This is a genomic window from Neorhizobium galegae, assembly GCF_017877055.1.
Taxonomy (GTDB): Bacteria; Pseudomonadota; Alphaproteobacteria; order Rhizobiales; family Rhizobiaceae; genus Neorhizobium; species Neorhizobium galegae_D.
Window position 1 is genome coordinate 151,793 of record NZ_JAGIPG010000005.1, and the last position, 22,933, is coordinate 174,725.

21 protein-coding genes, 1 tRNA gene and 2 riboswitches are annotated in these 22,933 nt (G+C 61.9%); of the genes, 12 read left to right on the forward strand and 10 right to left on the reverse strand.

Features of this window, described 5'->3' with window-relative positions:
- Positions 1 to 4: 4 nt before the first annotated feature.
- From thiB to J2857_RS27040, 4 genes are all read right to left on the reverse strand, one after another.
- Positions 5 to 1,015 carry a thiamine ABC transporter substrate binding subunit gene (thiB, locus tag J2857_RS27025; RefSeq protein ID WP_210013167.1) on the reverse strand — a complete coding sequence of 337 codons (1,011 nt, stop codon included), beginning with the start codon at positions 1,013 to 1,015 and terminating at the stop codon, positions 5 to 7.
- Between the two features lie 40 nt (positions 1,016 to 1,055).
- A riboswitch (TPP riboswitch) is annotated at positions 1,056 to 1,163 on the reverse strand.
- Positions 1,164 to 1,242: 79 nt separating this feature from the next.
- Complete coding sequence (locus J2857_RS27030; RefSeq protein ID WP_210013168.1) at positions 1,243 to 1,692, reverse strand: response regulator; 450 nt, start codon at positions 1,690 to 1,692, stop codon at positions 1,243 to 1,245.
- A 160-nt stretch (positions 1,693 to 1,852) separates the two neighbouring features.
- Positions 1,853 to 3,673: an ABC-F family ATP-binding cassette domain-containing protein gene (locus J2857_RS27035; RefSeq protein WP_210013169.1), complete on the reverse strand. Its 1,821-nt coding sequence runs from the start codon at positions 3,671 to 3,673 to the stop codon at positions 1,853 to 1,855.
- Positions 3,674 to 3,676: 3 nt separating this feature from the next.
- Positions 3,677 to 4,333, reverse strand: coding sequence for a thiamine diphosphokinase (locus J2857_RS27040; RefSeq protein WP_210013394.1), 657 nt, complete (start codon positions 4,331 to 4,333; stop codon positions 3,677 to 3,679).
- A gap of 94 nt (positions 4,334 to 4,427) precedes the next feature.
- On the opposite strand from J2857_RS27040, the gene J2857_RS27045 reads away from it, so the two are divergent.
- The 6 genes from J2857_RS27045 to J2857_RS27070 all read left to right on the forward strand — a co-directional run bounded on the left by J2857_RS27045 (position 4,428) and on the right by J2857_RS27070 (position 11,585).
- A complete protein-coding gene (locus J2857_RS27045; RefSeq protein ID WP_210013170.1) occupies positions 4,428 to 5,267 on the forward strand; it encodes an AAA family ATPase in 840 nt (279 codons plus the stop codon).
- Positions 5,264 to 5,704 (forward strand): NUDIX hydrolase, encoded by a 441-nt coding sequence (locus J2857_RS27050; RefSeq protein WP_210013171.1) that lies wholly within the window; start codon positions 5,264 to 5,266, stop codon positions 5,702 to 5,704. The genes J2857_RS27045 and J2857_RS27050 overlap by 4 nt, the downstream gene beginning before the upstream one ends.
- Positions 5,705 to 5,757: 53 nt before the next feature.
- Positions 5,758 to 5,835, forward strand: a riboswitch (SAM riboswitch).
- Between the two features lie 60 nt (positions 5,836 to 5,895).
- Positions 5,896 to 6,834: a homoserine O-acetyltransferase MetA gene (gene metA, locus J2857_RS27055; RefSeq protein WP_210013172.1), complete on the forward strand. Its 939-nt coding sequence runs from the start codon at positions 5,896 to 5,898 to the stop codon at positions 6,832 to 6,834.
- A gap of 12 nt (positions 6,835 to 6,846) precedes the next feature.
- The gene (locus J2857_RS27060) at positions 6,847 to 8,028 is read left to right on the forward strand and encodes a vWA domain-containing protein (protein ID WP_210013173.1); all 1,182 of its coding nucleotides are present in this window, start codon (positions 6,847 to 6,849) and stop codon (positions 8,026 to 8,028) included.
- 96 nt (positions 8,029 to 8,124) lie between these two features.
- Positions 8,125 to 9,147 (forward strand): aldose epimerase family protein, encoded by a 1,023-nt coding sequence (locus tag J2857_RS27065; RefSeq protein WP_210013174.1) that lies wholly within the window; start codon positions 8,125 to 8,127, stop codon positions 9,145 to 9,147.
- A 311-nt stretch (positions 9,148 to 9,458) separates the two neighbouring features.
- Positions 9,459 to 11,585, forward strand: a complete 2,127-nt coding sequence (locus tag J2857_RS27070) for a methyl-accepting chemotaxis protein (protein ID WP_245363923.1) — start codon at positions 9,459 to 9,461, stop codon at positions 11,583 to 11,585.
- A 56-nt stretch (positions 11,586 to 11,641) separates the two neighbouring features.
- Here J2857_RS27070 and J2857_RS27075 read toward each other — a convergent pair whose 3' ends face one another.
- From J2857_RS27075 to J2857_RS27095, 5 genes are all read right to left on the reverse strand, one after another.
- Positions 11,642 to 13,447, reverse strand: a complete 1,806-nt coding sequence (locus tag J2857_RS27075; RefSeq protein ID WP_210013175.1) for a PAS domain S-box protein — start codon at positions 13,445 to 13,447, stop codon at positions 11,642 to 11,644.
- A gap of 216 nt (positions 13,448 to 13,663) precedes the next feature.
- A tRNA-Gly gene (locus tag J2857_RS27080) sits at positions 13,664 to 13,738 on the reverse strand.
- Between the two features lie 193 nt (positions 13,739 to 13,931).
- A complete protein-coding gene (locus J2857_RS27085) occupies positions 13,932 to 14,585 on the reverse strand; it encodes an Isoquinoline 1-oxidoreductase subunit (RefSeq protein WP_210013176.1) in 654 nt (217 codons plus the stop codon).
- A gap of 13 nt (positions 14,586 to 14,598) precedes the next feature.
- The gene (locus tag J2857_RS27090) at positions 14,599 to 16,752 is read right to left on the reverse strand and encodes a xanthine dehydrogenase family protein molybdopterin-binding subunit (RefSeq protein WP_210013177.1); all 2,154 of its coding nucleotides are present in this window, start codon (positions 16,750 to 16,752) and stop codon (positions 14,599 to 14,601) included.
- Between the two features lie 3 nt (positions 16,753 to 16,755).
- Positions 16,756 to 17,214, reverse strand: a complete 459-nt coding sequence (locus tag J2857_RS27095) for a (2Fe-2S)-binding protein (RefSeq protein ID WP_210013178.1) — start codon at positions 17,212 to 17,214, stop codon at positions 16,756 to 16,758.
- Between the two features lie 300 nt (positions 17,215 to 17,514).
- Between J2857_RS27095 and J2857_RS27100 the strand changes: the two genes are divergently transcribed.
- The 4 genes from J2857_RS27100 to J2857_RS27115 all read left to right on the forward strand — a co-directional run bounded on the left by J2857_RS27100 (position 17,515) and on the right by J2857_RS27115 (position 20,066).
- Positions 17,515 to 18,024 (forward strand): prolyl-tRNA synthetase associated domain-containing protein, encoded by a 510-nt coding sequence (locus J2857_RS27100; protein WP_210013179.1) that lies wholly within the window; start codon positions 17,515 to 17,517, stop codon positions 18,022 to 18,024.
- Between the two features lie 57 nt (positions 18,025 to 18,081).
- The gene (gene trxA, locus J2857_RS27105) at positions 18,082 to 19,056 is read left to right on the forward strand and encodes a thioredoxin (RefSeq protein WP_210013180.1); all 975 of its coding nucleotides are present in this window, start codon (positions 18,082 to 18,084) and stop codon (positions 19,054 to 19,056) included.
- 132 nt (positions 19,057 to 19,188) lie between these two features.
- The gene (locus tag J2857_RS27110; protein ID WP_210013181.1) at positions 19,189 to 19,866 is read left to right on the forward strand and encodes an LON peptidase substrate-binding domain-containing protein; all 678 of its coding nucleotides are present in this window, start codon (positions 19,189 to 19,191) and stop codon (positions 19,864 to 19,866) included.
- Between the two features lie 11 nt (positions 19,867 to 19,877).
- On the forward strand, positions 19,878 to 20,066 hold the full coding sequence (locus J2857_RS27115; protein ID WP_038546737.1) for a Trm112 family protein: 189 nt from the start codon (positions 19,878 to 19,880) through the stop codon (positions 20,064 to 20,066).
- 87 nt (positions 20,067 to 20,153) lie between these two features.
- Here J2857_RS27115 and J2857_RS27120 read toward each other — a convergent pair whose 3' ends face one another.
- Positions 20,154 to 21,368, reverse strand: a complete 1,215-nt coding sequence (locus tag J2857_RS27120; RefSeq protein WP_210013182.1) for a ubiquinone biosynthesis hydroxylase — start codon at positions 21,366 to 21,368, stop codon at positions 20,154 to 20,156.
- An 87-nt stretch (positions 21,369 to 21,455) separates the two neighbouring features.
- Between J2857_RS27120 and tesB the strand changes: the two genes are divergently transcribed.
- Both tesB and J2857_RS27130 read left to right on the forward strand, forming a co-directional pair.
- Entirely contained in the window at positions 21,456 to 22,340 is an 885-nt protein-coding gene (gene tesB, locus J2857_RS27125; RefSeq protein ID WP_210013183.1) for an acyl-CoA thioesterase II, read from the forward strand.
- A 225-nt stretch (positions 22,341 to 22,565) separates the two neighbouring features.
- The gene (locus tag J2857_RS27130) at positions 22,566 to 22,904 is read left to right on the forward strand and encodes a P-II family nitrogen regulator (RefSeq protein WP_007773854.1); all 339 of its coding nucleotides are present in this window, start codon (positions 22,566 to 22,568) and stop codon (positions 22,902 to 22,904) included.
- Positions 22,905 to 22,933 lie beyond the last annotated feature (29 nt).

The following is a 22,933-nucleotide window of genomic DNA, read 5'->3' on the forward strand; positions in this document are numbered from 1 at the left end:
CGGATCAGTTCATGCTCATGGCGGTCAGCCATTCGTCGATCCAGGCCTGCCGGTTCTTGGCGACCTCGTCCGAGCCCATAAGGAACGTCTCTGCCGGCTGAACCAGCTTGCCGAAGGCGTCGGGAAGCGGCTCGGACGTCTTGGCCGCTGGCATCATCCAGTTGGTGGTCGGGATGACGTCCTGGAAGGCCGGAGACACCATGAATTTCAGGAACTGTTTCGCCAGATCCTTGTCCTTGGCCCCCTTCAGCAGGCCGGCAACCTCGATCTGGATGTAATGGCCTTCCGAGAAGGAGGCCGCCTGATAGCGGTCAGTCTTCTCCTCGACCATGTGATAGGCGGGCGAAGTCGTGTATGAGAACACCATCGGCACTTCGCCCTTGGTGAACAGGCCGTAGGCCTCCGACCAGCCGGGGGTGACGGTCAGCACACGCCTGCGAAGCTTTGCCCAGGCCTCTGGCGCCTTGTCGCCATAGACCGATTTCACCCAGAGCAACAGGCCGAGGCCGGGCGTCGAGGTGCGCGGGTCCTCGATGACAATCTTCTGCGCCGGATCGCCCTCGACCAATTCCTTGAGGCTTTTCGGCGGGTTCGTCATCGCCTGGGTATCATAGACAACGGCGAAATGGCCGTAGTCGTAGGGAATGAACGTGTCGTCGCTGTAATTGCCGGGGACCTTGGCCGCCGAGGCGTCGAGCCCATGCGGCTCGAAGAGGCCGGTCGCCTTCGCCTCGGAGATCAGGTTGGTATCGAGGCCGAGCGCGATATCGGCGCCGGTCCCCTTGCCTTCCAGTTTGAGGCGGGTCAGAAGTGCCACGCCGTCGGCGACGCCCACGAAATTGAGCTTGCAGGTGCAGGACTTCTCGAAAGCCTCCTTGACCTTGGGTCCTGGCCCCCAGTCGGAAATGAAACTCTCATAGGTGTAGACGGTGAGCGTCTTTTCCTGCGCCTTGGCCGGCGCGGAAAGGGAAAAGACGGCAGCGGCCGCGACTATCGAAAGAATGGTCCTGCGCATCAGCGCCTCCTCGTTTTGTGACAAAGGGGACCAGGCGCTGATGAAAGAGCCGTCTAATCCCTCCGCCGGTGTTAACCGGATCAGGTTCCGCGGGTTGGCCAAAGGCCTCTCAGCCGCATGAAAACGCGCGGCACCCCGTTAGAGCGGATCAGATTTAGCGGCGGCGGGAATGGCTGGCAAGAGGCGTCTCTTGCTCGCTGCGGCCGGATCCCGCAGGATCAAAATTCTCAGTGGTTCTGAGAAAACACTTTCAGTTCACGCGGAACGACCGCCATTCCGCCGAGACGGTTGGCGACGGCATAGCCGATCGTCTTCTCGACCACATCAGGCATGACCGGTTTGGTGAGGACGCCGAGCGAGCCTTTGACGCCGGCTTCCACATCATCCGGGTTGCCCGTCATGAACACGACCGTGATGCCATACTGCTCAGCAAGCTCGCGGCCGATCTCCGGACCGGTCCGACCATCCGAGAGATTGACATCGACAAGGGCAATATCGGCATGGGCGGCGAGCGCCAGCGCATGTTTGCGAGCATTGGCAAAACCGGCGACTTTCAAGCCCATGGATTCGATCGTCTCGGCCACATCTAGGGCGATCAGAAACTCGTCTTCGACGATCATAACTCTCTGATTCATCGCCTCAGCGGCCAGCCGACGACGCGTAACATTTGTCAGCATTGGATGTCCCCATTCGGTTGATCGGTTCTCGGCAAGGCCGATGCGTCCCCGGGACATCTCGACCACTATTCACACCCAGAACGTCTCGGGACATCATATGTTCCGGTCCGCGACAAATATTTTTTCAGCTAACTATCTGTTAAGCTTAACAAATCATAAATCAGCCTTCGATTTCCTCACGCAGCATTTCGAGCTCCAGCCATTCTTCTTCCATTTTGCTGATGTTTTGACGCAGCTTTTCCATCTCCGCAGCCAGCTTGTTGAAGGCGGCTGGATCCTTGGTGAAGAGATTGGGATCGGCCATTTTCTTCTCGCGGGCGGCGATCTCGGTCTGGGCTTTCGCCATTTCCTTCGGCAGGTTTTCGAGCGCGAATTTCTGCTTGAAGGAGAGCTTGCCCTTGCTGCGGGGGGCTTCAGCGGTGGGAGCCGCGGTATCGGTTTTTGCCTTGTCCGCCTTTTCCGCGCGACGCCTTTCTTCCTGCGCGCCTTTGCGCTGCGCCAGCATATCCGTGTAGCCGCCGGCATATTCGATCCAGCGGCCGTCGGGCGCGTCCGGATTGGCGGGGGCGATGGTCGAGGTCACGGTGCGGTCGAGGAAGTCGCGGTCGTGGCTGACAAGGATGACGGTGCCGGTATAGCCGGCGACGATTTCCTGCAGCAGGTCCAGCGTCTCGATGTCGAGGTCGTTGGTCGGTTCGTCCAAGATCAAGAGGTTGGAAGGCCGGGCCATGATGCGGGCGAGCATCAGCCGGGCGCGCTCGCCGCCGGAGAGGTTCTTGATCGGTGTCCTGATCTGCTCCGGCTGGAACAGGAAGTCCTTCATGTAACCGGCGACATGTCGCTGCTCGCCGTTGACCAGCAGCGTCTCGCCGCGGCCATCCGTCAGATAATGGGACAGCGTGTCCTCGGGGTTCAGGTCCTCGCGTTTCTGGTCCAGCGTGGCGATTTCCAGATTGGTGCCGAGCTTAACGGTGCCGGTGTCGGGCGCCAGCTGGCCGGTCAGCATCTTCAGAAGCGTCGTCTTGCCGGCGCCGTTCGGGCCGACGAGGCCGATGCAGTCGCCCCGATGCACCCGGATCGAGAACGGCGCGACGATCGGCCGGTCATAGCTCTTGGTGATGTTTTCGGCCTCGATGACCAGCTTGCCGGATTCGCGGCCCTCGCTGACGGTCGCCTGGACCGTGCCCTGCGGTCCCTTGTGGCCGCGGTAATTGCCGCGCATCGTCTGCAGCTCGCCGAGGCGGCGCATGTTGCGCTTGCGGCGGGCGGTGACGCCGTAGCGCAGCCAGTGTTCCTCGCGCTCGATCGCCTTGCCGAGCTTGTGCTGTTCCAGCTCTTCGGCCTCCAGCACCTCGTCGCGCCAGGCTTCGAACTCGCCGAAACCACGGTTGAGGCGTCGCGACGTACCGCGGTCGAGCCAGACGGTGGCGTTCGAGACCTTTTCGAGGAAACGCCTGTCATGCGAGATCACCACCAGCGCGCTTCTCGTCTTGCGCAGCTCCTCTTCCAGCCATTCGATCGTCGGCAGGTCGAGATGGTTGGTCGGCTCGTCGAGCATCAGGATGTCCGGCTCGGGCGCCATGACGCGGGCCAGTGCGGCGCGGCGGGATTCTCCGCCCGACAGCGTATTCGGGTCTTCGTGACCGCTGAGGCCCAGGTGTTCGAGCAGGTAGGTGACGCGGTAGGGGTCGTCGCCCGGGCCGAGGCCCGCTTCGGCATAGGCCTGCACGGTCGAATAACCGGCAAAATCCGGCGCCTGTTCCAGATAGCGGATGGTCGAGGACGGATGGCGGAACACCTCGCCCGATTGCGGCTCGACCATGCCGGCCGCGATCTTCATCAGCGTCGATTTGCCGGAACCGTTGCGGCCGACGAGGCAGATCCGGTCGCCCGGCTCCACCTGCATGCCGGCGCCTGCAAGCAGCGGCGCACCACCGAAGCTCAGGAAGATATCGTCAAGTTTCAGGATAGGGGGCGCCAAAGCTTAGGCTCCTGTCATGTCATAGGGGCGGGCAAGGATCATTGCCCTGCCGCTCTTTAGATGGAATTCCACAGGGCCTTCCGCAACGTTGGAGACGGTGCGCGAGGAGCCGAAGGGAAGCGAGAAGTTGTCGAGCGGATATCGTGCGCCGATGATATCGAGCCCTTCCAGGTCGGAAAAACCGATGACCGAAAACAGCGAACCCTTCGGCAGGTCCAGTGTCCTTGTGCCCGACAGCAGCGGCACGGCTTCCTCGTCGCCCGACGTCAGCAGGATGTCGAGGTCGCGTTCGGCCAGGCTCATGGCGTGAAAGAGATGCTGAAGCGCATGGTCGCTGCGCTCGCCGCCGAGTGCGCCGACGAAGATCAGCCTTGTCGCGCCCCGGTCGATGGCTTCGGCCGTGGCGATCTCGCCGTCCGTCTCGTTTTTGGCCGGCGGAAAGGCCTGCCGCTCGACATCCGGGAACTGCGCGATCAGCGCGGCGTCGGAAGAATCGAAATCGCCGACCCAGAGTTCCGGCCTGACCCCCAGCGCCACCGCATGGCGCATGCCGCTGTCGGCCGCGATGAGGCGGCTGCCGGCCGCCGCGTCGCGCAGGCGGTCGGTGACGGTCAGATTGCCGCCGAGCAGAATGGTGAAGGTCGAATGGCTCATGCGCATTGCCAATAGCGCAAAGCCGGCACAAAGGGAAAGCTGTTGCACCGCCAGGGATGAGCTTTTAGTTTGCAGCGCTTTGATCGATCAGGATACCGAGATGCAGTTTCAGGGTACAGCAGACTATATTGCCGACAAGGATCTGATGGTGGCGGTCAACGCCGCGATCCGGCTCGAACGTCCGCTGCTGGTTAAAGGCGAGCCCGGAACGGGCAAGACCGAGCTGGCGCGGCAGGTGGCCGCCGCCCTCGATCTCGACCTGATCGAGTGGAACATCAAGTCCACCACCAAGGCGCAGCAGGGTCTTTACGAATACGACGCCGTCTCGCGGCTGCGCGACAGCCAGCTCGGCGACGAGCGCGTCCACGATGTCGCCAACTATATCCGCCGCGGCAAGCTGTGGCAGGCCTTTGCCGCGGACAAGAAGCTCGTCCTGTTGATCGACGAGATCGACAAGGCGGATATCGAATTCCCGAACGACCTGCTTCAGGAACTCGACCGCATGGAATTCCATGTCTACGAGACCGGCGAGATGGTGCGCGCCAAGGTCCGGCCGATCGTCATCATCACCTCCAACAACGAGAAGGAACTGCCGGACGCCTTCCTGCGCCGCTGTTTCTTCCACTATATCCGCTTCCCGGACGCCGATACGCTCGCCCGCATCGTCGAGGTCCACTATCCCGGCATCAAGCAGGCGCTGGTGCGGAACGCGCTGACGCAGTTCTACGAGATCCGCGAGATGCCGGGGCTGAAGAAGAAGCCCTCGACCTCCGAAGCGCTGGACTGGATACGGCTTCTGGTCTCCGACGACGTCGATCCGTCGGACCTGCGCGGCGACGCCAAGAACGCGCTGCCGAAGCTGCATGGTGCGCTGCTCAAGAACGAGCAGGACGTGCATCTGTTCGAACGCATGGCCTTCATGGCGCGGCGGGAGAGATGATGCCCGATGCGTTCAAGGTACTGATCTATGCCGTTTGGCAGGATCGGCTCCTGGTTTTCGACGAGCCGGATTTTCCCGATCAGTGGCTGCAGGTGCCGGGCGGCACGATCGAGCCGAGGGAAGCGCCGGATATCGCCGCCGCCCGTGAATTTTACGAGGAGACGGGTCTCGATGTCGAGGTTCCGCTACATCCGCTTGTGGTTCACGACTACCGTTTTCCGAAGGATGGCGGCGAAATCTGCCATCGCCGGCACTATTTCCTGCTCCGCTTGGCGGGGAACTACCCGGATAGCTGGATTCATCTTGAAGAACATCGCTTCGATGGCGGCGAGCCCATTCGTTTCCGCTTTTCCTGGATGCGGTTGGACGAGGCAGCGCGCCAGCTTGGCGGCGGGATGGCGGACGCGCTTCCGCTTGTTCTCAGGGACGAACTGTAGAAGCAAGATTTTGCTCCCATTGACGGAGCCTGTAGCAAGGCGTATTTGAGCTCTTCAGAATTCGTGGTGATTTGGCCGGCCGGCTTGCAGCCACGTTAAAAAAGTCGCTAAAGGGCCGCGAGAAGATGTCTTCCCACGGACCGGTCGCGATTTTTGTCGTTGCCGGTTTTTATTTTTGTTGGGTTTGAGACATGCCGATCAAGATTCCCGATACGCTGCCCGCATTCAGCACGCTCGTTTCCGAAGGCGTGCGGGTGATGACCGAAACCATGGCGGTGCGGCAGGACATTCGTCCGCTGCAGATCGGGCTTTTGAACCTCATGCCGAACAAGATCAAGACCGAGCTGCAGATGGCGCGCCTTGTCGGCGCCTCGCCGCTGCAGGTCGAGTTCTCGCTGGTCCGCATCGGCGGCCACAAGGCCAAGAACACGTCGGAGGATCACCTCCTCTCGTTCTACGAGACCTGGGAAGAGGTGAAGCACCGCAAGTTCGACGGTTTCATCATTACCGGTGCGCCGATCGAGACGCTTGCCTTCGAGGACGTCACCTATTGGGACGAGATGAGACAAATCCTCGACTGGACGGCGACCAATGTGCATTCGACCATGAATGTCTGCTGGGGCGCGATGGCGGCGATCTACCATTTCCACGGCGTGCCGAAATACGAGCTGAAGGAAAAGGCGTTCGGCGTTTATCGCCACCGCAACCTCGTGCCGTCCTCGATCTATCTCAACGGATTTTCGGACGATTTCCAGGTGCCGGTATCGCGCTGGACGGAAGTGCGCCGCGCTGACATCGAAAAGAACCCGGATCTCGAAATCCTGATGGAATCCGAGGAAATGGGCATCTGCCTGGTGCATGAGAAGGCGGGCAAGCGGCTCTACATGTTCAACCATGTGGAATACGACTCCACGTCGCTCGCGGACGAATATTTCCGGGACGTGAATGCCGGCGTGCCGATCAAGATGCCGCACAACTACTTCCCGCATAACGATGATACGCTGACGCCCTTGAACCGTTGGCGCAGCCATGCACATCTCCTGTTCGGCAACTGGATCAACGAGATCTACCAGACGACACCGTATGATCTGGAGAAGATTGGCGACCTGGAGAAGATCGGCACCGAATAGGTTTTCGACGCGATGTTCATTCCTTTCTTCCTTTATCTGAAAGAAGCAAAGATCCCGGTGACACTGCGGGAATTCCTTGACCTTCTTGAAGGCATGGAGGAAGGGATCGCTGATTTCGATGTCGAGGCCTTCTATTTCCTCGCCCGCACCGCGCTGGTGAAGGACGAACGGCATATCGACAAATTCGACCGGGTGTTTTCGTCCTATTTCCGCGGACTCGAGGCCGTCTCCGGCGAACCGGGCCTGGATGTCGCTAATATCCCTGAAGAATGGCTGCGCAAGCTCGTCGAGAAGCACCTGACCGACGAGGAGAAGAAACTCGTCGAGTCGCTCGGCGGTTTCGAGAAGCTGATGGAGACGTTGCGAAAGCGGCTGGAGGAACAGAAGGGTCGGCATCAGGGCGGCTCGAAATGGATCGGCACAGGCGGTACGTCCCCTTTCGGCGCCTATGGTTATAATCCCGAAGGCGTGCGGATCGGCCAGGACCAGTCCCGCCACCGGCGGGCGGTAAAGGTCTGGGACAAGCGCGAATTCGCCGATTTCGACGACAAGGTCGAGCTGGGCACCCGCAACATCAAGCTGGCGCTGAAGCGTTTGCGCCGCTGGGTGCGGGAAGGGGCGGTCGAGGAATTCGATCTTCCCGGCACGATCCGCTCCACCGCCGAACACGGCTATCTCGACGTGCAGACCCGGCCGGAGCGGCGCAATGCGGTCAAGCTGCTGATGTTCTTCGATGTCGGCGGCTCGATGGACGACCATATCCGTGTCGTCGAAGAATTGTTCTCGGCGGCGCGGGCGGAGTTCAGGCATATGGAGCATTTCTACTTCCACAATTGCCTCTATGAAGGCGTGTGGAAGGAGAACCGCCGCCGCTCCGACAGGATGCCAACGCTTGACCTCATCCGCAGCTACGGCGCCGACTACAAGGTGATTTTCGTCGGCGATGCTTCGATGAGCCCCTATGAGATCACTCATACGGGCGGTTCGGTGGAGCACTGGAACCAGGAACCGGGCGAGGCCTGGATACGCCGCGTCACCGAGCACTTCCATCGCTGCGTCTGGCTCAATCCGGTGCCGCAGGAGCACTGGGGCCATACGACCTCGATCGGGGTGATGCGGCGGCTGATGACCGAACGGATGTTTCCGCTGACACTCGGCGGGTTGGAACAGGCGACCCGTACGCTCACCCGCTGACTTTGCTTTTCCCTGAACTTTATCGGTCTCCGGCGTTGCGGCGTGCCATCAAATCGCGCAGTTTGCCGCAAGGCATATTGGCGGAGGAACAGTCCCATGGCGGATCAGAATTTCGAAGTTTTCGGCACCACGGAAAAGGGCGAAACCGTCTATCGCGTCCGGATCTCCGGTGGCGGGCTGACGGCCAACGTCATCACCTGGGGTGCGGTGATCCAGGATCTCAGGCTCGAGGGCCACCAGCCGCCGCTCGTGCTCGGCTTCGAACAGTTTGAGGACTACCTGAACCACTCCCCCTATTTCGGTGCGACGCCCGGCCGTTCGTCCAATCGCATCGGCGGCGGACGCTTCACGCTGGATGGCAAGCAATATCAGCTAGAACTGAACGAGCGGGGTGTCACCCATCTCCATGGCGGCTCGGACGGTATCGGCCGCAGCAACTGGACGATTGTCGAACATGCCACCGACAAGGTCGTGCTGCGGATCACCGATCCGGACGGACGTGCCGGTTATCCGGGGAACTGCACGGTCACGGCGACTTACCAACTCAAAAGTGACGGCGTTCTTTCCGTCGTCTACCAATCCACCACGGATCAGCCGACGCTCGCCAACATCTGTCAGCATACCTATTTCAATCTCGACGGCCGCGAGGATGCGCTCGACCATGACATCATGATTGCCGCCGACCATGTGCTCGTCTTCGACGACAAGCAGGTGCCAACGGGCGAATTGATGGCGGTCGCAGGCACGCCTTTCGACCTGCGCGAGATGGGGCCGATGAAGCGGTTCGATGGCGACGCTCAGGTCCTGTTCGATCACAATTTCTGCCTGTCTCCGGAGCGGACAGCCAAGCGTTCCGTGGCTCTGGCGCGCAGCATCCATTCCGGCATGTCGATGGAAGTTCGCACCACCGAACCGGGCGTGCAGCTTTATGCCGCCTTCAAGCTGCCGCAGATCCCGGCGCCGGGCCTCGATGGCCGCCACTATGGTCCGTTCGCCGGGTTCTGCCTGGAAACCCAGGTCTGGCCGGATGCCATCAACCACGCCGGTTTTCCGAATGCCGTGCTGCGCCCGGGCGAGGTGTTGCTGCAGGAAACGGATTATGTCTTCTCGAAGCAATAATCGCGCCGAGCTTTCTGGGGCCGGGCTCGTCAAGGCCTGGCCAAATAACTCTCGTCATGCAATCTCTGCTTGCTTCGGCGTCCAGGTAAAATTGGTAAGCGGCAGATTCCAGTTGTAATTTTACGGACGGGCAAGCTTTCCGGAGCAATGTTACCGCTCACCGCTTTACAATGTGGAATGCGGTGTTGAATGCAGTAGGATTTTGGCATTAGTTAAATTTCAACCGATTTCGTCATAGTTTTCTTCAGGATTGGCACTGCCGCCCGCCGGGCGGCTGCCCTCTGCTTTGCGGAGCAGGATTCGAGGGATATATGGAAGAGATCAGCATCAGGAAGCCGCTGTCGAGACGACTTACCTTCTTCGGTTTTGCCGCCGTGCTTTTCGCGAGCGTGGTGATAGGCGGGCTTGCCTGGGAACGGCAGTCGAGCATGACCGAGCAGGCGCTGCAGACCGAACTCGATAGCGATCTCGCGGTCATCCAGGACGACATGGCCGCCCAGGGGCGTGCCGCATCCGCGCTCGCGCTGACGATCGCCTCCCTGCCGGAAACCTCCCCGCTCATCCTCGCCAACGATCGGCAGGGCCTGCTCTCTCGCTACTCCAATATGAAGGCCGTGAAGGAAACGAGCGGCCTCGAAATGATCACCTTCAGCACCGCGACGGCCGATGTGGTCGCCCGCGTGCACGATCCGGATGTGTTTGGTGACAATATCAAGGCGCGCCGCAAGATGGTGGCGACCTCGCTCAGCGACAAGAAACTGGTAGTCGGCATCGAAACCGGCCGCACCGCGGTCAGCCTGTTCGCAACCGCGCCGGTCGTCACGGACGGCAAGGTCGTCGGTGTGGTGGATGTCGGCCTGAAGCTCGTCGACAGCTATTTCTCCCGGTTGACCAAGGAAGTGAATGCCCATGTCACCCTCTATACGAAGGCTGCCGATAAGTTCGACAAGCAGGCCTCCACCCATGGCGGCAATCCGATCCTGAGCGGCGCTGAGCTTCAGGAGGCTTATGACAAGGGCTCGATGCGGCGTTATGCCGATATCGGCGGCAAGCACTATGCCGTCGAGGCGGTGCCACTCCTCGACTTCTCGGGGACCAAGGTCGGCGTGCTCGAAATCGCCTCTGATATCACGCCGCTGGTCACGGCCAGCGAAACCGCATTGTGGATGACCGCACTCGGCACCGTCATCGTTTCGATCCTGTCGCTGATCGGCTTCCTGATCTTTGCCCGGTCGCTCGGCGGCACCGTGCGCCGCCTGACGACGACGATGACCAAACTCGCCGCCGGCGATCTCAGCGCCGAAGTGAGCGGCCAGGAGCGCCAGGACGAACTCGGTGCCATGGCGCGTGCCGTTCAGGTCTTCAAGGCATCAGCCGAGGAGAACATCCGGCTCGAACAGCAGGCATCGGAGGCCCGCGCGGCGCAGGAACACCAGCGCCAGCGCCAGTCGGCGATCGACAACGCCAAGGGCGAGGATCTGCGCGCCTTCGTGCACGCGATCGAGGAAGGTTTTAACCGGCTCGCCGGCGGCGACCTGACGGTCCGTATGGATCGTGCCGTTGCTGAGGAGTTCGAGCCGATCCGCGCCAAGTTCAACAGCTCGGTCGGCAATCTCGAAGAGGCGATCGGCTCGGTCGTCGGAGCCGTCGGCACGATCCGCGCGGGTCTGCAGGAAATCTCGATCGCCTCCAACGATCTCGCCAAGCGCACGGAACAGCAGGCCGCCAGCCTCGAAGAGACGGTAGCCGCTCTCGGCCAGGTGACGTCGGCCGTCAACGACAGCGCCAGCGGTGCAAGCCGCGCCCAGGGTGTCGCATCGCTCGCCCAGCAGAAGGCTCAGCGCGGCGGCGAGATCGTCGCCAGCGCGGTCGCTGCCATGGCTGCGATCGAAGGCTCGGCCGAGCAGATCAATCGCATTATCGGCGTCATCGACGACATCGCCTTCCAGACCAACCTGCTTGCTCTCAATGCAGGGGTCGAAGCCGCCCGCGCAGGCGAAGCCGGTCGCGGGTTCGCGGTCGTCGCCCAAGAAGTCCGCGGGCTCGCCCAGCGCTCGGCCGATGCCGCCAAGGAGATCAAGGCGTTGATCTCCACCTCGTCGGCACAGGTCAAGCAGGGCGTCGAGCTCGTCACCGCTTCCGGCAAATCGCTCGACGATATCGTCGGCGAAGTGGCGCAGATGAGCATTTTCGTCAACACGATCACTTCCAGCACCAGCGAGCAGGCGACCAGCCTGCGCGAAGTGGCGGCATCCGCCGACCAGATGGACAAGGTGACCCAGCAGAATGCTGCGATGGTGGAAGAAACCACCGCCGCCGCCCAGAGCCTGACGCAAGAAACCGACAGCCTCGCCGACATGATGGCCCGCTTCAAGACGAATGCAGGCGCACCCTCGCAGGGGTATGTTTCCGGCGGTTATCGCTCGCGCGCAGCCTGACCGGGCTTTTTCGAAACTGACGACGCCGTCTGCTTAAAGCCGGCGGCGTTTTCCGGTCATGTCGGTTGGCGGATGCGACGCAGCTCGCCTTCCAGCATCGTCATGTTCACGGGTTTTCGAATGGTCGTCCAGTCGCTGAAGAACTCGTGATCTTCGAGCTGCTCGTATCCGGTGCAGAACAGGAAGGGCACGCCGCGGGTCTGCAGCCATTCCGCAAAAGGATAGACCGGCTTTCCGCCAAGATTGACGTCGAGAACAGCGACGTCGGGGAGCTGTGTGCCGCCGACCAAGCGCATGGCTTCGTCCGCTGTTGCAGCCGGCCCGACGACTTCCCAGCCGCGCGATTCAAGTTCGCTGCAGAGTTCCATGGCGATGAGCGTCTCGTCCTCCACGACGAGTATCCGTCCCGCCGAGCCGGTCTCCGACGATCTGGGCACGGCCTCCTGGCCCGAGACCGGGGCGGCTGAAGCGTCGGGACGATAGACGGACTGCGGCAGCGTCGCGACAAGGCACATGCCGGTTGCGGGCCAAGTGATATCGAGTTTGCCAGCCAGTTGGCGGGTAGCGACCTCGGTCACCAGGGTGGAGCCGAAACCCCTGGAGACGGGCTTGTGCACCGGCGGTCCGCCGGTCTCGGTCCAGCGAAGCTCCAGTTCGAAAGACGGCAGGATGCGCCATGAGACGTCGACCCGCCCTTCTGCGACCGACAATGCCCCGTATTTGACGGCATTGGTGGCCAGTTCATGGATGAGGAGGCTGATCGGCTGTACGGCATTGGGGGTGAGGGTGACGGTGGGGCCGCCGATCATCAGCTGGTTGACGCTCTGATAGGTCCGGGTTTCCTCGGTGAGGACGGCCGCGAGGTCTCCGCCCTGCCACCTGTTCTGAGCGAGCAGGGAATGGGCGCGGCTCAGCGTCGAAACGCGGCCCCGAACCGCGACGATGAACTCCTCCTTGGTTTCGGCGCGTGTCAGGGAGACCAGGGCCTGCACGACCGCCAGGGCATTCTTGGCCCGGTGATCAACTTCCCGGGCCAATAACTGACGGGAATCCTCGTTGGCCTTGCGTTCGGTAATATCGCGCAGGATGACGGTCGCAAGTTTCCCCCCGCCGATCTGTACCTGCGAGATCGACGCCTCGACCGGGAATTCCTCGCCATTCGCGCGCAGGCCGCTGATGGCCCCCAAGGCGCCCATCCGCCGGTTGGTGACTCCGGTCTCCTTGAACAGGCGGATATGTTCGGCGTGTCCGTGCCGAAACCGCTCGGGGATGAAGCGTTCGATCGGTGAGCCGATCGCATCTTTGCCCGCAACGCCGAACATGCGCTCGGCGGCCGGGTTGAACAGCACGATCCGCTGACCTTCATCGACGGTGATCAGCGCGTCCATCGCCGATTCCACGATTCCCTCCATGCGCCGCCGGCTTTCCAGCAGAGCATCCTCGGCGGCCTTGCGCTCGGTGATATCGCGCAGGATGACGGTGGCGAGGCGTTCGCCCCCGACCTCGACCTGCGAGATGGAGGCCTCGATCGGAAATTCCGTGCCGTCCGCTCGCAAACCGCTGATTGCGCCGAGCGAACCCATCTGTCTTGTGGTCACCCCGGTCTTGGTAAAGCGGTGAATGTGCGCCGCATGGGTCGGACGATAGCGCTCCGGCATGAAACGGGAGATATGCTGGCCGAGCGCCTCGGCGGCCGGCAGGCCGAACATGCGTTCGGCGGCCGGGTTAAACAGGATGACCCGCTGCTCGTCATCGATGGTGATGATGCCGTCCATCGCCGAGGCAACGATGCCCTCCAGCCGCTGCATGATTTCAACGGCGGTTTTCTGATTGAGTTTCTGTTGATGTGGGCGAGATTCCATGACCGCACATTTCCAATTCAACCGCCGAATCACCGGCGCGGCATTGCTTGTACGGTTGTAATTACTATTCCATCTCTCGCATTTGGTGAATGCGTAAATCATTAGATTTATGTGGGAAGGTCATGAAAAGCAGGCTGCCTTGACAATCGGCAGCGCGGCCGAGCCTCACGAATGATCAGATCGTCGGCCGAAGACAAGTTGAATTTTTAGAAAATTTGGAGCGGGCGAAGGGATTCGAACCCTCGACCCCAACCTTGGCAAGGTTGTGCTCTACCACTGAGCTACACCCGCTCATCAATCCATCGGTCCGTGGTAGTGAAGCTTGACCGTGGCGTCGTGGCTCGTTGCCGGCGACGGGCGCTATATGGCCCAGTCTTTTTTCAAATGCAACAGGGAAATGACGATTGGTGCCAAGAAAAATTGCGATCCCGTCAAAGCCCCTGCAAACCGCCGGTTCCGGCCGGAACCGGCGGCCGCTTCACTCTCAGGAGGCGGGGCAGGCCGCTCCGGATTTCACCCAGGCGCTGATGAGTTCGCCGAATTCGGCCTGCGTGCCGGGTACCGGTTCGCGGCCGGCGCCTGGATTCCAGCCCCAGCCGACCAGTTCGTCATGCGCCATGTGTTCGACGATCTCGTCCATGGTCTTGCCGCCGTTGCGGGCCGGGTCCTTGATCTGCTGGCAGATCTGGGCGAGCGATTTTCCGGCCCAGGCCATTTCGATCGGTGCGAGATGCCAGGCGGGATTGCCGGGGATGCTCTTGATCGTATCGGCCTGGCCGACGACCGGGGTGTTATCCGCGCTGTGGCAGGTGGTGCACTGCATGCCCGGCAGGCCCATGCCGCCGTCGCCGCGGAAGACCGGCGGTTGGTGCGGGTGCATGTTGGCACCCTGCAGCGGCCGGTCGGTCGCCGGGTGACAGTTGACGCAGCGCGGGTGCTGGATGACCTTGCCCGCCTCCTGGAAGAGCGCGACGGAGCGTTCCCGCTCGTTGGCGATCGACTGGAAGGAGGCGGCGGGCTTCAGTGTCTTGGTGTCGGTCTTGGCGTCCTGGGCGACCGAGGCGGGCGATAGCAGCGTGCCGGCGCCCACGAACAGACAGAGGGCGGCAACGCCGGTGATAGCGAATTTCCAATTCATCGGGTTTTGATCCTCAGGCCGAGACGATATTGACGATGGGCAGCTGCCGGACCGGTGCACCGGTCAGGCGGCGCCAGGCATTGGCAACCGCCGGGCCGACGGGCGGCACGCCGGGTTCGCCGACGCCGGTCGGTTTTTCGCTCGACTTGATGATCTCCACCGCGACATCCGGCATCTCGTTGATGCGGATGGAGCGGTAGTCGTGGAAGTTCGACTGCACGATCTTGCCGCCCTTGGCCAGCGTCACCGCGTCGAAGAGAACCGCGCCGAGACCATAACCGACGCCGCCTTCCATCTGCGCCTTGATGACGTTCGGATTGACCGCCACGCCGCAATCGACCGCCACCCACACCTTGTGGACGCGCGGCGCGCCTTCCGGCCCGACCGAGACCTCGACCACCTGGCCGACGAAGGTGCCGAAGCTTTCGACCACCGCAACGCCGCGGGCGCGGCCCTCCGGTACCGGCGAGCCCCAGTTCGCCATTTCGGCGGCCTTCCTCAGCACGCCCGCGTGACGGGGTTTTTCGCCGAGAAGCGCAAGGCGTCCCTCGACCGGATCCTTGCCGATCTTCTGGAAGAGCTCGTCCACGAAGGTCTCTACCGCAAAGCCGGTATGGGTATGGCCGACCGAGCGCCACCAGAGCGGCGGGACGGAGAGTTGAACGTTGTGGGCGCTGACCCTCAGGTTCGGGATCGTGTAGGGCAGGTTGGATGCGCCTTCGACCGAGGTCGAATCGAGATCGGCCTTGCCCATGATCGACTGGCCGACGATCACCTGTTCCCAGGCGGTGATCTGGCCCTGAGCGTTGATGGCGCCGCGCATCCTGTGGGCATACATCGGGCGGTAATAACCGCCGCGAATGTCGTCCTCGCGGGTCCACATATGCTTCAGCGGGCGGCTGCGATCAGTTGCGGCATAGACGGCTGCCGCTTCCTGGATATAAGGCGAGCCGAACTGTGCCTTGCGGCCGAAACTGCCGCCGGCGAGCTGGGTGTTCACCCGCACCTTCGTTTCGTCGAGCCCGAGGATCTTGGCGGCGACCTCCTGGTCCATGCCGGGGAATTGCGCGCCGTTATAGATATCGACCGATCCGTCATCCGCCTTGATGAAGACGGCGTCGAGCGGCTCCATCGGTGCATGCGCCAGGAAGGGGAAGACGATCTCGGCTTCCACAGTCTGGAGGCCGGGCGCCTTGAAGGCCTCGTCGACATTGCCGTTGTTGGCCGCTTCCAGTCCTTTTTCGCCGAAGAGCTTCCTATAGTCGGCGGAAAGCTCTTCCGAGGAGCGGGTCTCGGCCTTGGAGAGGTCCCATTCGATGCTGAGCGCATCGCGGCCCTTCAGCGCCGCGAACGTGTTGTCCGCGTAAACGGCGATGCCCGCCGGCACCTGCTTCACATCGACCACGCCCTGCACCTTGCGGGCTTCGGCATCGTCGAAGCTCTTCACCGTCGCGCCAAAATGCTCCGGATGGGCGACGACCGCGATCAGCAGGTTGTCCGGCGTGATGTCGAGCGTGAAGATCGCCGTGCCGTTTATCTTGCCATGTGTGTCGAGTTTCGGCAGTTCGGTGCCGATCAGCACGAAATCCCTGGGGTCCTTGAGTTTCGGCTCCGCGGGCGGCGTCTGGCGGGCCGCCTTTTCGGCAAATGCGCCAAAACCGCTCTCCTTGCCGGAAGCGGCGTGTTTGATTCGGCCTTTCTGGACGGTGATCTCGGAGGCAGGCACCTTCCAGTCCTCGGCGGCTGCCGCGACCAGCATCGCTCGCGCGGTGGCGCCGGCCTTGCGCATCTGCTCGTAAGAATTGGCAATGGAGCTCGAACCGCCGGTTCCCTGCAGGCCGAACATCAGGTTGGCATAGACCTTGTTGTCGGTCGGCGAATGGACGGCACGCATCTGGCTCCAGTCGGCATCGAGTTCTTCGGCGACTAGCGTCGCAAGGCCGGTGAACGGTCCCTGGCCGAATTCGATGTGCTTGGCGAGCACGGTCACCGTGTCGTCGGTGCCGATCTTGACGAAGGCGTTCATTGGAGCGAGCGCGGCATCGCCGCCGGCATGCACGCCGGTCGGTGCGGCGGGAAGCATTTTGGGCGCGATCGCGACGCCGATGACGAGGCCGGAGCCGGCGAGAAAGCCGCGGCGGGTGGCTTTGATATCCTGGATTGTCATGGCTCAACCCTCCATCGAGCTGGCGGCATTGTGGATCGCCGCACGGATGCGATGGTAGGTGGCGCATCGACAGATATTGCCGGCCATCGCTCCGTCGATATCGGCATCCGTCGGCTTCGGTATCATCTGCAGCAGGGCGACTGCCGACATGATCTGCCCGGACTGGCAGTAACCGCATTGCGGCACGTCGAGGCCGGTCCAGGCGGTCTTGACCGCATCGGCCTCGGTGCCGGAAACGCCCTCGATGGTGACGACCTCCGAGCCTTCGATCGTGGCGATCGGGGTCACGCAGGAACGCCGCGGCATGCCGTCCAGATGGACCGTGCAGGCACCGCACTGGGCGACGCCGCAGCCGTATTTGGTGCCGGTGAGTTTTTCGAAATCGCGAATGACCCAGAGAAGCGGTGTGTCGGGGTCGCCGTCGAACGTTCTTTCCTGTCCGTTGAGCGTGAAGGTGACCATGAGGGGACCTTTCTTATGAGAAGCCGGACGCTGCGCCGGCGCTGGAGACGAGGTGGCTGCTATCGGCCGGGGCCGGTAACCAAGGGCGCGGAAACTCGCGCCGAAATAAACTTGATAAATTTAGAATAGTTATTGTTTATCAGCTGGATGCCGGGCGAAATCCGGTTCTCCTCAGCTGAAATAGATGGTCGACCATCATACAAGTTCAAGCGCCTCACGAGATCGTGTGCACTTGTCTTGGCCACGCAGAACATTGCGGTTATAGTCGGCCCGCCCGCCAACAGAGCCAATTCCATCCACATGACCGAGACACAGCCGAAAACCGCCGAGGATCTTTTCCGTTTCCTCGACAGCCTGAATATCCCGCATTCGACGAAGACGCATCCGCCGGTTTTCACCGTGGCGGAATCCGAAAGCCTGCGCGACGAGATCCCCGGTGGCCACACCAAGAACCTGTTCGTGAAGGACAAGAAGGACCAGTATTTCGTCCTGACGGTCGAGGAGAACGCGACTGTTGATCTGAAGACCGTGCACAAGGTAATCGGAGCGTCGGGCCGTGTCTCTTTCGGACGAGCGGAAATGCTGCTGGATTATCTCGGCGTCGTTCCCGGCTCGGTGACGGTATTTGGCGCCTTCAACGATACCGGGCGCAATGTTACCTTCGTGCTCGACGAAGACCTGATGAAACACGAGATCATCAACGGCCACCCACTGTCGAACGACGCCACGACGTCCGTCGCCAGCAGCGATCTCATCCGCTTTCTGGAGGCGACCGGCCACGCGCCGCTTGTCTTGAAAGTGACAGACTGACATACGATCTTTGCAGCCTAGATGGCGAAGATGCGAAGCGTTCCCGGGAGAACATTCATGAGCGGCAGCAATAACCCCTATGGCGGTTCCTACGGTGGGCAGATGACCGCTTCGGCGAGTTTTGGGGCGGCAGCCGCCGCATCGGCTCCTGCAGGGGCTTACGTGTCGGATACGAGCACGGCCGGCTTCACCAAGGACGTCCTCGAAGAATCGCGCCGCCAGCCGGTTCTCGTCGATTTCTGGGCGCCCTGGTGCGGCCCCTGCAAGCAACTGACGCCGGTGCTCGAAAAGGTCGTCAACGAAGGGCAGGGCCGGGTCAAGCTCGTCAAGATGAATATCGACGATCATCCGTCGATCCCGGGCCAGCTCGGCATCCAGTCGATCCCGGCTGTCATAGCCTTCGTCGACGGTCGCCCGGTTGACGGTTTCATGGGCGCGGTGCCGGAAAGCCAGGTTCGCCAGTTCATCGACAAGCTCGCCGGACCTCCCGGCGCCGACCAGGCTGCCGAGATCGAAGCGGCTCTTGCCGAGGCGGATACCCTGCTTGCCGGTGGTGAAATCCAGGAAGCCGCACAGCTTTACGGCGCCGTCCTTCAGGCCGATCCGGAAAATGCCAAGGCCGCCGCCGGCATGATGCAGTGCCTGATCGCCATGGGCGAGACGGCGCGCGCCAGCCAGATGCTCGCCTCCCTCCCGGAAGAGCTTGCCAAGGATCCGGCGATCCAGGCGGTCGCCAAGAAGCTTGAACACATCGAGGAGGCCCGCAAGCTCGGCGATCCGGTGGCTCTGGAGCGCCAGCTGGACGCCAACCCGGACGACCACGACGCCCGCCTGAAGCTTGCCAAGATCCTCAACGTCCAGGGCGAGCGCGACAAGGCCGCCGAGCACCTGCTGACCATCATGCGCAAGGACCGCACGTTCGACGATGACGGCGCTCGCCGCCAGCTCCTGGCATTCTTCGAGGTCTGGGGGCCGAAGGATCCGGCGACGATCGCCGCCCGCCGCCGCCTGTCATCCATCCTGTTTTCGTGAGCCCGGCACTGTTTTCGTGAGCCAAGGCCAATCCTTGTGGATTGGCCTTGCGTTCTCCGGTAGGCGCCCCACATTATTCGAAGCGGCGAATCCTTGGTCTGAGCCAGTGGTCGTCTGGGAGGTGTCGGACCCATGCATGTGGGAAATTCGAGATATCTGAAACGGGAGGATTTGCCGGAGACGGTTCCCGTCTTTCCCCTCACCGGTGCACTGCTTCTGCCGGGCGGACAGCTGCCGCTCAACATCTTCGAACCGCGTTATCTCGCCATGTTCGATGCAGCGCTCGCAGGTAATCGGCTGATCGGTATCGTACAGCCGTCGCTGCTCGAATCCGGCGAGGCCGCCGAAGGCCCGCGGGCTCCGCTCTCGACGGTCGGCTGCATCGGTCGCATCACCTCATTTGCCGAAACCGGCGATGGCCGCTACATCACCTCGATCAGCGGCATCTGCCGTTTCCGGCTCATCGAAGAGGTGGGGCACGGCCATCCCTATCGCACCTTCAAGATCGCGCCGATGATGACCGACCTCTCCACCGAGGACGACGAGAGCACGGTCGACCGCGCCGAACTGCTGCGCGTCTTCCGCGCCTATCTCGATGCCAACAAGCTTGAGGCGGATTGGGAAAGTGTGGAGCGCGCCGGCAACCGCACGCTCGTCAACTCGCTGTCGATGATGTCGCCCTTCGGGCCTGCTGAGAAACAGGCTCTTCTCGAAGCGCCGGACTTGCGCACACGCGCCGAAACGCTGATCGCCATCACGGAAATCCTGCTGGCGCGGGATTTCGGCGATTCCGACACCATCCTCCAGTAAGGCCCAGGCGCATGGACGAGAAACTCAGCAAGGTCGATCCGAAACTGCTCGACCTGCTCGTCTGTCCGCTCTCCAAGAGCCGGTTGTCCTTCAACCGGGAAACCAATGAGCTCATTTCCCAGAAGGCCCAGCTTGCCTACCCGATCCGTGACGGCATCCCGATCATGCTGATCTCCGAGGCCCGCAAGATCGAGGACTGAGATTTGCCCCTCTGCGCCTGCCGGCACCTTCGCCCCGCGTGCGGGGAGAAGGTCGCAGAGGCGGGATGAGGGGGCTCTGGGCCGTGCCTAAATTGTTTGGCCTGCCAGCAGCTTTGGCCCGTCTTCGCCGCTCTTGCCGGCCGCCTGGTCGATGAAGAAGCTTTTCAGCTTCGGCAGCCGTTCGACGATGCCCAGCCCGAAATCGCGGGCGATGCGGATCGGGGTGATGTCGTTGGAGAACAGCCGGTTCAGCACGTCGGTGGTGACCCCCATGCGGAACGTGTCGAAACGGCGCCAGGACTGGTAACGCTCCAGCACGTTGAGCGCGCCGATATCGAGACCGAGGCGATCGGCTTCCACGACAGTTTCGGCGAGCGCCGCGACATCCTTGAAGCCGAGATTGAGGCCCTGGCCGGAGATTGGGTGGATGCCATGCGCGGCATCGCCGGCAAGGGCGATGCGCGGCGCGACGAAAGCGCGGGCGAGCGTCAGGCCAAGCGGGAAGGCGCGCTTGCCGCCGACCACCGTCAGTTCTCCGAGCTTGTGGCCGAAGCGGCGTTGCAGCTCTTCCTCGAACACCAGATCGTCCGCGGCGACCAGCCGGTTGGCCTCCGGCGTCCGTTCGGTCCACACCAGCGAGGAACGGTTGTTGGTGAGCGGCAGGATGGCAAACGGGCCGGACGGCAGGAAATGTTCTTCCGCGACGCCTTCATGCGGCCGTTCATGGGCGACGGTTGCGACGATGCCCGACTGGCCGTAATCCCAGGTGACGGTCTTGATGCCGGCCATGTCGCGCAGTGTCGAGCGCACGCCGTCACAGGCGACGAGCAGGCGGCTCTCGACCGTCGAGCCGTCCGAGAGCGACACCGTGCAGCGGGTGCTGCCGGACTGGAAGCCGGTGGCGGAAAGTCCGTGGCGGATGGCGATGCCGAGGCGTTCGGCGGCACCCCGCAGGGCTCTCACCATGGCGACATTCGGCACCATGTGGGCGAATGGCCTGCCTTCCTCGATTTCGCCGTCGAAGGTGAGGAAGACCGGTCGTACCGGATCGGAAGTGCGGCTGTCGGTGACGATCATCCGGTTGATCGGCTGTGCGTCGACGGCGATCTCGTTCCAGACGCCGATGACGTCCAGCATGCGTGTGGCGGCGGCGATGATGGCCGAGGCCCGCTCATCCTTTTCCCAGACGCCGGCCGGCGCGGCCTCTATCACCTCGACCTTCAGATGCGGCGCCGCCTGCTTGACCGCGACAGCGGCGGCGAGACCCACATAACCGCCTCCTACAACCAGCATGTCCAGCATTTGCCTAAACTCCCGTAAGCCTTGAGAATATCATGTGGTGGATATAGATCATCTGGCAGCTGCTTCCTATCGCCGGAGTTCGTCATAATGTCGCGCCAGACCGAATCCCCCTCCGCCATGGAACAGCTCATCGCGACGCTCGACCTCGAAAAGCTCGAGGAGAACATCTATCGCGGCACCAGCCCGGATGTCGGCTGGCAGCGGGTGTTCGGCGGGCAGGTGATCGCCCAGGCGCTGATGGCCGCCCAGCGCACCGTGGACGCCGATCGTTTCGTGCATTCGCTGCATGCCTATTTCATGCGCCCCGGCGATCCTTCCGTGCCGATCCTCTATCAGGTGGAGCGCATCCGCGACGGGTCAAGCTTCACCACCCGACGCCTCACGGCGGTGCAGCACGGCAAGGCGATCTTCGCCATGTCCGCCTCGTTCCAGCTCGAGGAGGGCGGCTACGAACACCAGATCGATATGCCTTCGGTGACGCAGCCCGAAGACCTGATGGGTGAGAAGGAGTTCAAGGAACTCTTCATGAAGAATGCCCCGGAGAACGTGCGTCGCTACTGGAGCCGCGAACGGCCGATCGAAGTGCGACCGACCTCGCTCGTGCATTATCTTACCAGGGACAAGCTCGATCCGCGGCAGGACATCTGGGTCCGCACTGTCGGCGAAGTGCCGCACCACCGCCACTACCAAGCAGCGATGCTCGCCTGGCTCTCCGACATGACGCTGCTCGACGCCTCGCTTTATCCGCACGGGACGTCGATCTTCGATCCGACGCTCCAGGCGGCCAGCCTCGACCATGCGATGTGGTTCCACCGGCCCGTTTCATATGACGACTGGCTGCTCTACACCCAGGACAGTCCGAGCGCATCCGGCGCCCGCGGAATGACCCGCGGCAGCATTTATACCCGTTCTGGCGCACTGATCGCCTCGGTCGCCCAGGAAGGACTGATTCGGAAAAAGGCAAATGATTAATAGTTGAGCAATTTTTCAATTTTGCACAAGTTTTGGACGTCTTTGCGCCATCCAAATGCCCGTTTTTTTGAGGCCCGCGTTACAAGCCTTTACATTTCAATAACTTATAGGCTGCATCGAAACTGGCACGCCCCTTGAATGTATCTCGTCAGTCGCTGTCATGATCTTGACGTCGATGAGGAGAGTCGGCCTTGGCCGAGGACAAACAAAGGATGGGAAAGCCAGATGAAAATCGTGATGGCCATTATCAAGCCGTTCAAGCTGGATGAGGTGCGCGAAGCCCTCACGGCTGTCGGTATCCAGGGCCTGACCGTGACCGAAGTCAAAGGTTACGGGCGCCAAAAGGGGCATACCGAAATCTATCGCGGTACCGAGTATGCCGTAAGTTTTCTGCCAAAACTGAAGATCGAAATCGCAGTCCCCTCCGACCTCGTCGAAAAGGCCGTGGATGCGATCGCTTCGGCCGCCAAGACCGGCCAGATCGGCGATGGCAAGATCTTCGTCTATTCGATCGAGCAGGCCGTGCGCATCCGTACCGGCGAAACCAACACAGAAGCGCTTTAAAGCACGGCTGACAGGGGAGTTTTTAAGCT